Source organism: Pseudomonas stagnisoli (assembly GCF_048595745.1).
GTDB classification, from domain to species: Bacteria; Pseudomonadota; Gammaproteobacteria; order Pseudomonadales; family Pseudomonadaceae; genus Aquipseudomonas; species Aquipseudomonas alcaligenes_A.
In genome coordinates this window covers 738,624-752,951 of the sequence record NZ_CP184361.1, presented here as the reverse complement: position 1 = coordinate 752,951, position 14,328 = coordinate 738,624, and the positions used below count along the sequence as shown (strand labels likewise).

12 protein-coding genes are annotated in these 14,328 nt (G+C 67.8%); 7 read left to right on the top strand and 5 right to left on the bottom strand.

Translation table 11 applies throughout. The features are described 5' to 3' along the window. Window positions 1-56: 56 nt before the first annotated feature. Entirely contained in the window at window positions 57-650 is a 594-nt protein-coding gene (locus tag ACOAPY_RS03610; RefSeq protein ID WP_021700983.1) for a TetR/AcrR family transcriptional regulator, read from the bottom strand. A 162-nt stretch (window positions 651-812) separates the two neighbouring features. On the opposite strand from ACOAPY_RS03610, the gene ACOAPY_RS03605 reads away from it, so the two are divergent. The 5 genes from ACOAPY_RS03605 to ACOAPY_RS03585 all read left to right on the top strand — a co-directional run bounded on the left by ACOAPY_RS03605 (window position 813) and on the right by ACOAPY_RS03585 (window position 6,465). Continuing rightward, the gene (locus tag ACOAPY_RS03605; protein WP_465155038.1) at window positions 813-2,393 is read left to right on the top strand and encodes a xylulokinase; all 1,581 of its coding nucleotides are present in this window, start codon (window positions 813-815) and stop codon (window positions 2,391-2,393) included. Beyond that, on the top strand, window positions 2,390-3,019 hold the full coding sequence (locus tag ACOAPY_RS03600; RefSeq protein ID WP_465155037.1) for a class II aldolase/adducin family protein: 630 nt from the start codon (window positions 2,390-2,392) through the stop codon (window positions 3,017-3,019). Before ACOAPY_RS03605 ends, ACOAPY_RS03600 begins: the two co-directional genes overlap by 4 nt. Before the next feature lie 27 nt (window positions 3,020-3,046). Beyond that, window positions 3,047-4,510, top strand: a complete 1,464-nt coding sequence (locus ACOAPY_RS03595; RefSeq protein ID WP_465155036.1) for an aspartate aminotransferase family protein — start codon at window positions 3,047-3,049, stop codon at window positions 4,508-4,510. A 2-nt stretch (window positions 4,511-4,512) separates the two neighbouring features. Continuing rightward, window positions 4,513-5,124, top strand: coding sequence for a hypothetical protein (locus ACOAPY_RS03590; RefSeq protein WP_465155035.1), 612 nt, complete (start codon window positions 4,513-4,515; stop codon window positions 5,122-5,124). A 303-nt stretch (window positions 5,125-5,427) separates the two neighbouring features. Then, window positions 5,428-6,465, top strand: a complete 1,038-nt coding sequence (locus tag ACOAPY_RS03585; protein WP_465155034.1) for an AraC family transcriptional regulator — start codon at window positions 5,428-5,430, stop codon at window positions 6,463-6,465. A 133-nt stretch (window positions 6,466-6,598) separates the two neighbouring features. Here ACOAPY_RS03585 and ACOAPY_RS03580 read toward each other — a convergent pair whose 3' ends face one another. The 3 genes from ACOAPY_RS03580 to ACOAPY_RS03570 all read right to left on the bottom strand — a co-directional run bounded on the left by ACOAPY_RS03580 (window position 6,599) and on the right by ACOAPY_RS03570 (window position 9,653). Beyond that, complete coding sequence (locus ACOAPY_RS03580; protein WP_465156698.1) at window positions 6,599-7,810, bottom strand: DSD1 family PLP-dependent enzyme; 1,212 nt, start codon at window positions 7,808-7,810, stop codon at window positions 6,599-6,601. Window positions 7,811-7,882: 72 nt separating this feature from the next. Then, on the bottom strand, window positions 7,883-9,268 hold the full coding sequence (locus ACOAPY_RS03575) for a D-arabinono-1,4-lactone oxidase (protein WP_465155033.1): 1,386 nt from the start codon (window positions 9,266-9,268) through the stop codon (window positions 7,883-7,885). Between the two features lies 1 nt (window position 9,269). Further along, on the bottom strand, window positions 9,270-9,653 hold the full coding sequence (locus tag ACOAPY_RS03570; protein WP_043216565.1) for a c-type cytochrome: 384 nt from the start codon (window positions 9,651-9,653) through the stop codon (window positions 9,270-9,272). 222 nt (window positions 9,654-9,875) lie between these two features. Here ACOAPY_RS03570 and ACOAPY_RS03565 point away from each other — a divergent pair, with 222 nt between their 5' ends. Then, window positions 9,876-11,270, top strand: a complete 1,395-nt coding sequence (locus ACOAPY_RS03565; protein WP_465155032.1) for a flavin-containing monooxygenase — start codon at window positions 9,876-9,878, stop codon at window positions 11,268-11,270. 14 nt (window positions 11,271-11,284) lie between these two features. Next, window positions 11,285-12,133 (top strand): SDR family oxidoreductase, encoded by an 849-nt coding sequence (locus tag ACOAPY_RS03560; RefSeq protein ID WP_286947821.1) that lies wholly within the window; start codon window positions 11,285-11,287, stop codon window positions 12,131-12,133. Window positions 12,134-12,214: 81 nt separating this feature from the next. On the opposite strand, the gene ACOAPY_RS03555 is transcribed toward ACOAPY_RS03560, so the two are convergent. After that, window positions 12,215-14,317, bottom strand: a complete 2,103-nt coding sequence (locus ACOAPY_RS03555; protein WP_465155031.1) for a TonB-dependent copper receptor — start codon at window positions 14,315-14,317, stop codon at window positions 12,215-12,217. Window positions 14,318-14,328: the final 11 nt, after the last annotated feature.

Genomic DNA, 14,328 nt, shown 5'->3' with positions numbered 1-14,328 from the left:
AACCGGACAAAAAACGGTGCCGAAAGGGCCCTTGAAACATTTGTACACAGGCGCCGCTACAGCGCTCGGGCAAAGGCCTCGATGCTGTTGGCGTAGACGAACTGCAGGGTCTTTTTCAGTTGCGCCAGCGTGCGCGAGCGCTCCGGCTCGGGCAGCGACAGCGCCAGCTTGGTCACCGAACTGCCCGCTTCGCACAGCAGCAGCGCCAGGCCGCGCACCTGCTCGGCATCCGCCTGCGGACGGGCCGCACGAATGGCCGTGGCGACCAGTTCGGCAGTGGCCAGCGTGTCGGCGCTGTTCAGCGCGCGCAGCTCCGGCGACGCAGCCACGCAGCCCCACACCTCGACAAACCCCGGGTGGCTGACCTGGATGTCCACCATCAGGTCGATCAACCGCTCGATCATCGCCCCCGCCGCCGCGCTGTCCGGCGCGCCCTCGAGCAGCGCCAGGTCGGCCTGCAGACGCTCGCCGACACTGCTGGTGTAGCGCTGCCAGACTTCCCGAACGATCGCCAGTTTGGTCGGGAAGTACAGGTACAGCGAGGCGATCGGCATGCCCGCTTCGCGGGCGATTTCACGCATCGACACCGCCTCGTAGCCGTGCGCGGCGATCAGCTCCAGGCCGGTGCGCAGGATGGCTTCGAAGCGCACCTGGCTGCGCTCCTGCTTGGGCGCACGGGGGGCACGAGGCTTCGCCGGGGTGCTTGACAAATTTTTGGTGGCCACAGCATTCTCGAAAAAGATGAGCAATGCTTATGTTTTAGCGCGACTCGCGATCGATGGGAAGAGGCGAATGCACATGAGGCGCAAATCGTGAGTGAACTGGTACTGGCCGTGGACCTCGGCAGCTCCGGCTGCAAGACCGCGCTGGTCGGCCTGGATGGCCGCGTGCTGGCCTTCGCCTTCCGCCCGGTGAGCAGCCATGTGCTGCCCGGTGCCGGTGTCGAGCAATGCCCGGAGGACTGGTGGCAGGCCTTTCTCGCCAGCGCCGGCGAGGTGCTGCACAGCCACCCGCAGGCCCGGCAGAACCTGCTGGCCATCGCCTGCTCGTGCCAGGGCGAAGGCACCCTGCCGGTCGACCGCGATGGCCAACCGCTGGCCCGCGCCCTGCTGTACATGGACATGCGCGGCCAGGCCGCCGTGCAGCGCCAGGTCGGTGGGCGCCTGCCAAGGGTGGCCGGCTATGACCCGCTGAAACTGTGGCGCTGGCTGCGCCTGACTGGTGGTGCGCCGGCACTGTCCGGCAAGGACCCGTTCGGCCATATCGCCTTTATCCGCGAGGCCATGCCGGAGCTGTACGCACGCACCGCCAAGTTCCTCAACGTGCTGGATTTCATGAACCTGCGCCTGACCGGGCGCACGGTGGCCACTGTCGATTCGGCGCTGACCACCTGGGTCACCGACAACCGCGACCCGGCCAATATCCGCTATGACGAGGGCCTGCTGCGCCTGGCCGGTCTCGACCGCGAGCAGCTGCCGGAGCTGGTGCACTGCAGCGAGGTGCTCGGCCCGCTACGCACGGCCGTGGCCGAGCAACTCGGCCTGCCAGCGGGCATCCCGGTGGTCGCCGGCGCGGTGGACAACAGCGCCGCCGCCCTGGGTTCCGGCGCGGTGGCGGACAACGCCCTGCACCTGTACGTCGGCACCTCGTCGTGGATCGGCGGCCACGTAGCGCGGAAGAAGACCGACGTGTTCAAACAGATCGCTGCCGTGCCCTGCGCCCTGCCCGACCGCTACCTGATGATGGTCATGCAATCCGCCGCCGGCGCCAACCTGAGCTTCCTGCGTGACCGCATCCTCTACGCCAAGGACGCCCTGCTGCAGGACGAAGCGCGCCCGGACGTCTACCGCATCCTCGACGAGATCGCCGCCGGGGTGCCGGCAGGCGCGCGCGGCCTGCTCTACCTGCCCTGGCTGATGGGCGAGCGCAGCCCGGTGGACGACGCCAACCTGCGCGCCGGCCTGCTCAACCTGAGCCTGGAACATGCGCGCGAGGACATGGTGCGCGCCTTCCTCGAAGGCGTGGCGCTCAACACCCGCTGGATGATGGAAGCGGTCGAGGGCTTCCTCGGCGCGCCTGCGCGGGAAATCACCCTGGTCGGCGGCGGTGGCCAGTCCGATGTGTGGAGCCAGATCTTCGCCGACATCCTCGGCATGACCGTGCACCAGCCGCACCAGCCGATCCAGGCCAACGCCCGCGGCGCGGCCTTCCTGGCCGGCGTCGGCATCGGCGCCATGCAGTTCAGTGACATCCCGGCGCGGGTCGCCCTGCGCCGCAGCTTCGAGCCGAGCACCAGCAACCGCCAGCGCTACGCCGACAGCTACGCCACCTTCCGCGCCGCGCACAAGGCGCTGGCCCCCTTCTACGCCAAACTCCACGGAGCCCGGGCATGAGTATCGAACGAGAGGCCCGCGAGGCCGTGGTGCGCACCGCCGTGCGGCTGGCCGACCAGGGCTACCTGGCCGGGGTCGGCGGCAACCTAGCCCTGCGCATCGACGCCGAGCGTTTCGCCGTCACGCCCTCGGCCAGCGACTACTACGCCATGCGCGCCGACGACATCTGCGTGCTGCGCCTGGCCGACCTCCAGCAGCTCTCGGGCCACGGCAAGCCCTCGGTGGAAAGCGGCCTGCATGCGCGCATGTTCAAGGCCCGACCGGACTGCTGGGCCAGCGTGCATACCCACCAGCCGGTGGCCAGCGCCTTCACCCTGCTCGACCGCCCCTTGCCGGTCAGCGATGCCGAGGCGCGCCAGCGGATCGGCGGCGACGTACCGGTCTGCGCCTACGCCCCCTCGGGCACCGGCTGGCTGGCGAGCAATGTCGGCAAGCGCGTGCGCCGCGACCTGAATGCCTACCTGATGCGCAACCACGGCGCCGTGTGCCTCGGCGCCACCCTGGAAGACGCCTGCCGCGTGGTGCAGCTGCTGGAGCAGGAAGCCATCGCCTGGTTCCAGCGCGCCCTGGCCACGCAACCGGAAAACCGCGCGTGCCGGCATGCGCTGGTCGCCCTGAATTCCTAGCCCCGAATTATCAGAAGAGCACCCGCCATGAACGCCTCCACCCAGCCTGACCTGCAAACCTCCGGCATTTCCCACTGGCCGGATACCGATGCCATCGACGCACGCCTCAAGGCGCTGATCAAGCAACCGATCCGGCCAATCCGCCGCGAGCACATGGAACGGGTACACGGCTATTTCAAACAGCAGTGCCAGGGCTCCAAGCGCCTGGCCGAGCAGGCCGCGACCGTGATCCCTGGCGGCATCCAGCACAACCTGGCGTTCAACTACCCGTTCCCGCTGGCGATGAAGAGCGCCAAGGGTGCGCACCTGGAGGACGTCGACGGCAACCGCTACATCGATTTCCTCCAGGCCGGCGGGCCGACCCTGCTCGGCAGCAACGATCCGGTGGTGCAGGAGAAGGTCATCGCAACCCTGCGCGAGTGCGGTCCGGTCACCGGCCTGCTGCACGAGTACGAGTACAAGCTGGCCGAACTGGTGTGCCGGCATGTGCCCTCGGTGGAGATGTTCCGCATGCTCGCCTCCGGCACCGAGTCGGTGATGGGCGCCATCCGCCTGGCCCGTGCCTATACCGGCAAGAAGTGGGTGATCAAGATCGGCGGCGCCTACCACGGCTGGAGCGATCAGCTGGTGTACGGCATGCGCATCCCCGGCACCGGCCGGCGCGAGGCCATCGGCATCCCGCGCGGCGCCACCTCGCACACCCAGGAGAGCTTCCCCAACGACCTGGCCGCCATCCGCCGGCGCCTGCAGCTCAACCGCCTGCGCGGCGGCACCGCGGCGATCATCGTCGAACCGCTCGGCCCGGAAAGCGGCACCCGCCCCGCGCACAGGGAGTTCAACGCCAACCTGCGCAAGCTGTGCGACGAGTTCGGCGCGCTGCTGATCTTCGACGAGGTAGTCAGCGGCTTCCGCGTTGGCCTGAGCGGCGCCCAGGGCTACTTCAACGTGAAGCCGGACCTGACCATCTTCGGCAAGTGCCTGACCGGCGGCTACCCGATGGCCGGCGGCATCGGCGGCCGCCGCGAGGTGATGATGCTGCTGGCCGGCGGCATCGGCGGCAAGCAGACCAAGCGCGCTTTCGTCGGCGGCACCCTGACCGCCAACCCGCTGTCCTGCGTGGCCGGCTACTACAGCCTGATCGAGATGGAGAAGCGCAACGCCGCCGCCGTGGCCGGGCGCGCCGGCGACCGCCTGACCGCCGGCCTGGCCGCCATCATCGAACGCCGCGGCCTGCCCTACGTGGTCTACAACCAGGGCTCGGTGGTGCACCTGCAGACCTCCGGTGTGCTGCTGCTCAACGTGCGCAACCCGATACAGCTGCTGCGCGAGGTCAACCCGCGCAAGCACATGATGGAAGAGATGGGCGCGGCCTATATGGCCCACGGTCTGGTCACTCTCGCCGGCAGCCGCCTGTACACCAGCGCCGCCGACACGGACGACATCATCGACGAAGCGCTGAACCGCTTCGACGATGTATTCGGGCTGGTCTGAACATGCACGATGAACTGCTGCAGGCCGCCACGCGGCTGACCTCCAAGGGCTTCTTCCAGCAAAGCGGCGACAGCCTGTCCGTGCTGCAACCAGGCAGCGGGCAGGTGCTCCTGCTGGCTGCGGGCGGCGCAGTGCAACAGGTTGCGCTGGACCGCCCCACCGACAACCTCAGCCGCCTGCACGCCGAGGTCTATCGCCTGCGCGGCGACGTCGGCGCCGTGGCCACCCTGAGCCCGCGCTGGAGCCTGCAACTGGGCGAACTGGGTGAGGCGATGCCGGCGGTGTTCGACGAACAGGCGCGGCACATCGGCCGCTCCTGGGCGCCGGACACGGCGCAGCAGCTGCCGGCTTTGCTGGCCGCAGGCGGCAACGCCGGGCTGGTCGACGGCCACCTGCTGACCCTCGGCGTCACGCGCAACCGCATGCTGTTCAATGCCGAGCTGTTCGAGAAGTGCGCCATGGCCTATGTACTGGCACGCCTGGGCGGCGACCGGGTCAAGCAGGTGCCCTGGTGGGTACGCCTGATCGCCGGCCGGCGCTTGCGCCAGGATCAGGCCAACGCTGCGGCCAGCCATGCCTTGGGGCAACCGGCGGCGGAGCTGGGGGCTTACTGACCATGACGCTTCGCTCATCCACCGACGGACCGTTCGGTGGACCGCCACCCGGTGGAACGCCACCCGGTGGATCGGCACCCGGTGATCGGTGAAGCATGATCCACCCTACGTTGCGGAACGCCGCAGCGAGCGCACAGCGCAGGACGGGTGGAAGCCGCACGCGGGTTTCACCCGCCCTACACGATGCAACTGGCGTCAGATCCTGACGCCATGCTAACTATGCAAAACGGCACCCGACGAGATGCCGCATAACAACAAGAACCAGGCGTTCAGCGCCAGCGACCTCCTGCCGGGAGCGTACCCATGAAACCCATCGCCGATCCACGCTATTCGGAAGCCTCGGCCCCGCCCCAGATTTCCCGCTTCCTCCTGCAGCACGTTGCCGAGCTCGGCCGCGACCCGGCCATGCTCTGCCGCGGCCTGGGCTTCGAGCCGGACGACCTGAAGAAACCCGACTACCGCCTGTCCCACCGGCAGAGTTACCTGCTGGTGCGCCGCGCCCTGCACAGCCTGGACGACAGCGGCCTGGGCCTGGCCGTCGGGCATCGGCAGACCGCCGTGTCCTGGGGGCTGGTGGGCCTGGCCATGCAGGCCAGCCCGACTCTGGGCGAGGCGCTCGACCTGGCCATCCGCTACCAGCGCCACACCGGCGCCCTGCTCGACTACCAGCAGCAGATGCACAAGGGCCGCTGCCGTGTGCTGGCCAGCACACGCTTCTTCGATCCGGAAGTGGCGGTGTTCTATCTGGAGGAAGCCTTCGCCAGCGCAATGGCCATCGTTCGCCACCTGTCCGGCCGTGACCTGGTCCTCGACCGTATCGAGCTGGAGTACCCGCGCCCGCCGCACTGGCAGCGCTACGCGGAGATCTTCCGCTGCCCGGTGAAGTTCGGTGCCGGGCACAACCTGATCGCCTTCGACGCGCGCTGGCTGGCATTGCCGCTGCCGACCCGCGACGACTATGTCGCCGCCGAAATCGCCGAGGTGCTCGACAGCGCACGCTGGGAGCAACAGGGCAGCTCCGACCTGATCGAAACCATCCAGCGCGAAGTGCGCAAGAGCCTGTGCCGCCCGCCACAACTGGCCGAGCTGGCACAGCAGCTCAACCTCGGCGAGCGCACCCTGCGCCGGCGCATTGATGAGGCGGGGCTGTCCTACCACGGCATCATCGACTCGGTGCGCCGGGCCAAAGCCCTGGCCCTGCTCAGCCACCGCGACAGCCGGCTGATCGACGTGGCTAGCGAGACCGGTTTCAGCGATGTGCGCAACTTCCGCCGCGCCTTCAAGCGCTGGACCGGGGTGACGCCGCGCACGGCGAAGCAGCGGATTGCTCAGGAGTCCTAGCAGACGGAAAGCCCTCACCCCGGCCCTCTCCCGGAGGGAGAGGGGGCCAGTCCGAAGTACCAGGAAACGCCGTACTTGCAGCCAGCAACGAGTCAGCCCTCTCCCTCCGGGAGAGGGTTGGGTGAGGGAAAACCTACTCCTGATACACCGGCCAGCGCTCGACGATCCTGCCGCCACGCACCGCCAGCAGATCGCCGAACTGCAGCAGCACCGATTCGCTCTGAGTCGGGCGCAGGAACACCTGATCGTCCACGGCCAGGCCCACCGCCGGCGAGCCGTTGATCAGCTCCTGGTTCGAACTGCGCCCGTACAGACCACTCAGCTGCAGCCCGGCCGGCGAAACCGGGTCGGCCTGCCAGTTGCCGCCGTAGATGAAGAAGGTCTCGCGCTGGTTGACGTCCCACCAGGCGAACAGCCGCGACTTCTCGTCCAGCGCCGGAATGCGCAGCGCCCCGGTGCGCTTGAGTACCGGCGTGGCGATATACGCAGCCGGCACATGCTCGGCCAGCGACGGCAGGTCGTAATGGCTGGGCTTGAGCAGGCCGGTGCCGATGGCCACCTCGCTGCTCAGGCGCTCCTGCTCGTGCGCCCGGTAGCTCGGGCTGCCGGCGGTGTTGAGGGTCAGCCCCGCGCGCCACAGCGCCGGGAAGCGCTGGCGGGTGAAGTCGACATAGCCCTGATACAGCGCCATGACCTTGGCCAGCAACGCGTCCTGGCTGCCGAGCACGGACGGCAGGTTCATGCCGACGAAGGGGTCGTAACCCATGAAACCAGCGAACTCCAGCTGCTGCGGATGATCGGCGATCAGCTGCAGCAGCTGCCCGAGCGTCTGGGTGTCGCTCACGCCACCGCGGTGCAGGCCCACATCCAGTTCGATATTGATCCGTAGCCGCGTGCCCAGCCCCTGGGCCAGGGCCAGGTATTGCTGCAGGCGCGCGGGCGTGTCGATCAGCCACTGCAGCTGTTTGGCCGGATCGAAGGGGCCGCTGTGCTGCTGGTAGAACAGCTGCGCCGAGCGCACCGGCAACGGCTTGCCGAGCAGGATGTCAGCCTCGGGGAACAGTCGCGCATCATGGTTGAGAAACGGCTGATGAAAGGACATCAGCCGCTGGGTGCCGAGCTGCTCGCCGATATAGCGCAGCAGGCCGGGCGCCGGCAGGGACTTCTCCACCAAGCGCAGCTGCTTGCCACTGCGGGCGAGGAACTGGCGCACCACCTCGATGTTGTGGTCGAGGCGGTCGAGGTCGATCAGCAGTACCGGGCGCATCGGCCCGTTGGCCTTGAGCTCCTGGCTCAGCGCCTGGAAGTAGGCATCATGCGGCTGGCCGCGATCACCGGGGCGCAGCCAGGCAGTCGCCAGCAGTCCGCCGGCGCCCAGGCCAGCCAGTACGAGCGTGCGTCGCTTCATCCCCTCTCCTCAGCCCAGGTTCAGACCGAACAGCCCGGCCAGGTGCGCATTGACGAAGCGCCCCTGCGGGTCGAGCGCCTGGCGCAGTTCGGTGAACTCCTTCCAGCGCGGGTACAGCGCCTGCAACTGGCGCGCGCCCAGGCTGTGCAGCTTGCCCCAGTGCGGCCGCCCCTGGTACTTCCAGAAGATCGGCTCGATGGCGGCGAAGAAGTCGTGGTGGTCCATCGAATAGTGCTGATGGATCGAGATCGCGCAGCTGTCGCGCCCCTCGAACATGCTCAGGGGGATATCGTCGGCCTTCACGTAGCGGTACTCGACCGGCATCCAGGTGCGCAGGTTGCCGTCGTCGATGCGCTTGAGGATCTCGCGCAGGCAGGCCGGGCCATGCTCGGCCGGTACCGAGTACTCCATCTCGTTGAAGCGCACGTTGCGCACGTTGGCGTAGATCTCGTAGGAGGCGTCCACGCGGTCGTCGAAGCTGGCCAGGTGGCGCATGTTGTTGAGCAGGCTGCGACGCAGGCCGGGCGAGTCGCTCAGGTGCTTGTCCAGCCCCTCGATGATGTCGATGAAGCCGTTGCCACCCTCCTCGTCCGGCGGCACCGGCGGCGTGGCCGGGTCCTCGGTCTCGTTCAGCGCCACGGCCAGGGCATAGTCGGAGTGGGTCACCACCAGCATCTCCCAGTGCTGGTTGTCGCGCTTGAGGTTGTCGATGTCCTCCAGCAGCTCTTCGGTCTTGCCCAGCCACTGGCGCTCACGCAGGCGAAAGGCGGCGCGGTTCTGCATGCGTACCTTGGTCACCACGCCCAGCGCGCCGAGCGAGACGCGCGCGGCAGCGAACAACTCGGGGTTCTGCTCGCGGCTGCAGTCGAGCACCTCGCCCGCGGCGCTGACCAGTTGCAGGCCGCAGACGTTGGAGGAATAGGAACCGAAGCCGATGCCGGTGCCGTGGGTCGAGGTGGCGATGGCGCCGGCCAGGGTCTGGTAGTCGGTGTCCGCCATGTTGATCAGCGCCTGGCCGACGTCCCGAAGCGGCGCGCCCATGGTCGACATCGGCGTGCCGGCACCGAACTCCGCCTGCAGGGTCTGTGCATCATGCGCCAGCAGCCCGGAGAAGTGAGCGAGCGACAGCAGGGTGTCATTGGTCGGCACCAGGGCGCTGAAGGAGTGCCCCGCGCCCACCGGACGAATCTTGCCCGTCGCCTTGCGGATCAGCTGCACCAGCTCATCCAGGTTCTGCGGCGCGGCCCGCTCCAGCGGCAGGCAGCTCTGCACGCCGGACCAGTTGCGCCAGGGAATCGGCCGCGGCGTTTCCGCCGCCCAGAGCGAACGGGCCGGCAAGGCCAGGCAGGCCCCCAGCAGACTGGCACGCTGCAACAGCTGACGACGCGAGACCATCTCAGCGGCCCTCCGCAGGCTGCGGCGCGGCCGCCATGAACTCGATCAGCGCGCGGAAGTCGGCCTCCCCGCACTGCATGCACAGCCCCAGTGGCGGCATGCCCTGGAAGCCGTTGATGCTGTGATCCAGCAGGGTATCCATGCCCTTTTCCAGGCGTGGTGCCCAGGCCTGGACATCACCGGTCAGCGGTGCGCCGGCAGCCGGGTTGGCATGGCACTGTTTGCAGCTGGCGCCATACAGCTGCGCCAGCTTTGCATCCGTCGGTACGCCCTGCCCGGCGCCCGCGGGTGCCTGCGCGACATCCTCTGCGCCACAGCCCGTCAGCAGCATGCACAGCAGCAGGCCGACGGCCGCCCCGCGCTTCCCGCTCTGCCCTGCCCGCATATCCATCCTCCGCCCATAGGCTCATTTCGATAGCACCACACTAAAGGAGCCACGGGCCGCCCATGAGGTCCCAAACGGCCAGCCAGGCACCAGCAAACGGCCAATCCCCGCGCGCTCATCGCTGTCCGTTTCGGCCCTCTTTGGTGGCCACATCGCCCCTGCTGGCTCTCCCCGCGCCTGGCTACCGTGGAAGCATCGAACGTCCCGACATGGAGCATCCTCGTGAGTACAACAACCCCCAACATCCAGGATTGCGGTGATGCCGTATGCATCATCGGTGGCGGCCCCGGCGGCCTGTGCATGGCCCGCGCCCTCAAGCGCCAGGGCCTGGCTTACGAGCAGTTCGAACGCCATCGCGACGTCGGCGGCGTGTGGGACATCGACAACCCCGGCACGCCGATGTACGAATCCGCGCATTTCATTTCCTCGCGCGACCTGTCGGGCTTCCTCGACTACCCGATGCCCAAGCATTTCCCGGACTACCCGAGCAACCGGCAGATCCTCGAGTACGCCCGCGCCTTCGCCAGGGCCTTCGACCTGTACGACAACATCCGCTTCAACACCGCGGTGGAGAAGGTCGAGAAGCAGGACGATGGCCGCTGGCAGGTGACGCTCGCGGGAGGCGAACAACGCCGCTATCGCGCAGTGGTCTGTGCCACCGGCTGCAACTGGGACCCGAACATGCCGGAGGTAAAAGGCCAGTTCAACGGCGAGATCCGCCACTCGGTGACCTTCAAGAAGGCCGATGAATTCCGCGGCAAGCGGGTGATGATCATCGGTGCCGGCAACTCCGGCGCGGATATCGCCTGCGACGCCGCCACCCACGCCGACAAGGCCTTTATCAGCATGCGCCGGGGCTACCACTTCATTCCCAAGCACCTGTTCGGCCTACCGGCCGACGAGGTCAGCGAGAAAGGCCCGCAACTGCCGATGTGGCTGACCCGACCGATCTTCCAGGTGATCCTGCGCCTGATCAACGGCGACACCAGTCGCTTCGGCCTGCCCAAACCGGACCACAAGCTGTTCGAGAGCCACCCGCTGATGAACACCCAGCTGCTGCACTACCTGCAGCACGGCGACATCCAGGTGAAACCGGACGTGTCGCACTACGAGGGCGACTACGCGGTATTCAAGGACGGCAGCCGCGAAGCGCTCGATCTGGTGCTCTACGCCACCGGCTACAAGTGGAGCTGCAAGTACGCCGCCGACTACTTCGAGTGGAAGGGCGGACGCCCGCAGCTGTACCTGTCGATCTTCAGCCGCCAGCACCACAACCTGTTCGGCATCGGCTACCTGGAAACCAACTCCAGCGCCTACAAGCTGTTCGACAACGAGGCCCACGCCATCGCCTGCTACCTGCGCGACCAGCTGCAACGCCCCGAGCAGGCCCGCCAGTTCGACCAGTTGATCGCCCATGACCACCCGGACCTGTCCGGCGGCATCCAGTTCGTCAAATCCCAGCGCCACGAGGTGTACCTGGAAGTGCATGCGCTCAAGAAGCACCTGCGCAAACTGCGCCAGCAGATGGGCTGGGGCGAACTGGAAGAGGGCTACTACGCCGGCCTGCGGCGCACGCCCGCGCCGAACCTGAAAGCCCACGCCGAACCCGCTCTCTGAGCCTGGAGCCGCCCATGAATGAAGTCGTTCTGATTACCGGTGCCGCCGGTGGCATCGGCCAGGCCATCTGCGAGCGCCTGATCGCCCGCGGCATGCGCCTGGCCCTGCTGGACATCGACGCCGCGCGCCTGCAGGCCCTGGCCGATCGCCTCGGCGAGCAGGCCTGCGCCTTCGCCCTCGACCTGACCGACCAGGCCGCCCTGAGCGGAGTGCTGGCGCAGATCGAGGCGCGCTTCGGCCGCATCGACATCCTCATCAACAACGCCGCCGTCGCGCATGTCGAAGCCTTCGACGAGCGCTCGGTGGAAAGTATCGTCAGCGAACTCAACATCAACCTGATCGCGCCGCTGGTGCTCACCCGTCTGGCCATCCCGCTGCTCAGGCGCTCGGCCGATGCGCGGGTGATCAGCACGGTGTCGATCGGCGGCATCTTCCCGCTGCCGGAAACACCGATCTACGCCGCCAGCAAGTTCGGCCTGCGCGGCGCCATGCTGTCGATCGGCCTGGACCTGGAAGCCAAGGGCATCCGGGTCGGCTCGATCCTGCCCGCCGCCACCGAGACGCCCATGCTGCTCAAGGAAGCCGTCCACGGCGGCAACCCCCTGCAGTTCATGGACCCGCCGCAGCAGCCGGCAGACGTGGCCGAACAGGTCCTGCGGATGCTCGACAAGCCCTGCCTGGAGCGCACGCCCAAGGCCAGCGAGTCCTGGCTGTCCAGCCTGGCCATGCTGTTCCCCAACCTGCTGCCCCGCAGCATCCGCCTGTTCAGAAAACGCGGCGAGAAAGGCCTGCAACGCTACCTGGAATCGCTCGGTGAACGCGGGCTGGCCGAACGGGTGAACGGGCGCTGGGAGCTGAAGTAGCCGCTCGACAGTACCTGCCGTCTTGGCGAATGCATTAGCGGCCGAAAGAAAGAGCCCGCCAAAAGGCGGGCTCCGTAACACTCAGAAGTCGAACTCGACCTTGGTCCACAACGTACGGCCCGGTTCGTCGATGGCCACCGGGTCGGCCGGGTAGCCGAAACCGGCGTTGCCGGCCAGGTTGAGGTGTTCGGCGTAGTCCTTGTCGAACAGGTTGTCGACGCCGGCGCTGAGCTTGACCTGCTCGCTGACGCGATAGGCGCCATTGAGCGAGAATACGCCGAAGCCGGCGCTCTTGCCGAGGTCGCGGCCGACCACGTTGCCCTTGCCCTCGTCCACGCGGTTCTGCTGCGCCACCACGCGCCACAGGGCGCCGGCACTCCAGGACTCGCGCTCGTAGGTCAGCCCCAGGCGCGCCTCCAGCGGCGGCATCTGCGGCAGCGCCTCGCCATCGGAACTGTTCTTGCCCCAGGCATAGGCCAGGGTGGCGTCGGTCTTCCAGGTGTCGGTGAGGTCGTAGGCGACACCCAGCTCGCCGCCCATGATGCGCGCATCGATGTTGTCGGCCTGGGAGACCAGGCTGCCCATCATGTTGCGGCTGTAGCTGAACAGGATGTAGTCCCGAACCTGGCCGACATAGCCGGATGCCCAGGCCTGCAGGTCCTCGCCGGCGTACTGCACGCCGAAATCGAGCTGAGTGGTCTTCTCCGGCTTGATCCCATCGAAGGCGTTGACCTCGCCCTCGGGGGCGCGCTTGGGCGAGAACAGCTCCCAGTAGTCGGGGAAGCGCTGCACATGGCCGATACCGGCGTAGAGGGTGGTCGGCGAGTCGGCCAGGTCATACTCGTAGCGGGCAAAGCCGCTGGGCAGGGTGTCGCTGCGCTGCTCTCCGGCGGTCGGGTTGGCCTGCACCATGCTCATGTGGGTGACGGTTTGCCGGTAGTCCGTGGCGTCGGCACGGTCCAGGCGCGCGCCGCCAATCACCCGGCTGCGCTCGGCGGCCTGCCAAGTCAGCTCGGCGAAGGCGCCGTAGTTGTGCATCACCGAGTCCTTGGTCCAGGGAAACTGGTCGGCATCGGTGTACTGCGCCGGCTGGCCCATCATCGGCATGCGGTAGCGCGAGGCGCGGGCGCGGTGTTCGCTGCGCAGCGCATCCAGCCCGGCAACCAGCTCGACCTCACTCCAGGCGAAGGTGGCCGCCACGCGCGCGCCGGTGGTGCGGCGGTCGACCTGCGAGGCCATTGGCATGGGCATCATGCTGCTCGGGTCGGGATCGCGCAGGCTGAAGTTGTCCATGATGTGGTCGGCGTAGTTGTAGTAGACCTGCGCCTCGACCTTATCCAGCACGCCGCCCAGGTTGCCCTTCTCGAAACGCAGGCCGAGGCTCTCGCGGGCGAACTGCGCACCGTCCATGCCGCGCCCGGCGTAGCGCGCCTCGCCATCGCCCTTGCCGGCACTGAGTTCGAGCAGCGTGTCGGCGTCCGGTGTCCAGCCGATGGCCAGGTCGCCGTTCCACTTCTTCCAGCGCGACGGCACGGTATCGCCGTCGCCATCCTCGTAATCATCGGACTGCGCCTGGTTGCCGGCGAAACGCAGGTAGCCCTGCTCGCCACCCGCGGCAGCGTCCAGCACCTTGTCGAAGCGGCCGTTGGAGCCGGTGAGCAGGCTGGCATGCAGGCGCGTGCCGAGCTCGCCGAAGCGCTCCGGCTGGCGCTCGAACAGCACGGTACCGGCCGAGGCCCCCGGCCCCCAGAGCACGGTCTGCGGCCCCTTGATCACAGTGAGCTGGTCGTAGGTCTCCGGCGAGATGTAAGAGCTCGGGGCGTCCATGCGTCCCGGGCAGGCGCCCAGCATCAGGCCGCCGTTGGTACGCAGGTTGATGCGTGAACCGAACAGGCCGCGCAGCACCGGGTCGCCGTTGGTGCCGCCACTGCGGATGGCGGAAAAGCCGGGGATGGTCTTCAGGTAGTCGGTGGCGTCGCTGGCCGGCACCGGCTGGCGGGCGTCCTTGGGGTCGGCGATCACGGTCAACGGTGAGCTCTGCTGCACGGCAGTGACCACGCCAGGTGCCAGCTCGACATCGGCAGACTCGGCGGCGATGGCCGGCGCGGCGATGGCCAGACTCAGGGCAGAAAGGATGAAAGGCAGACGGCAGCCACGTGCCGACACGAATACGGATGCGTTCATGGTGTTTCCTG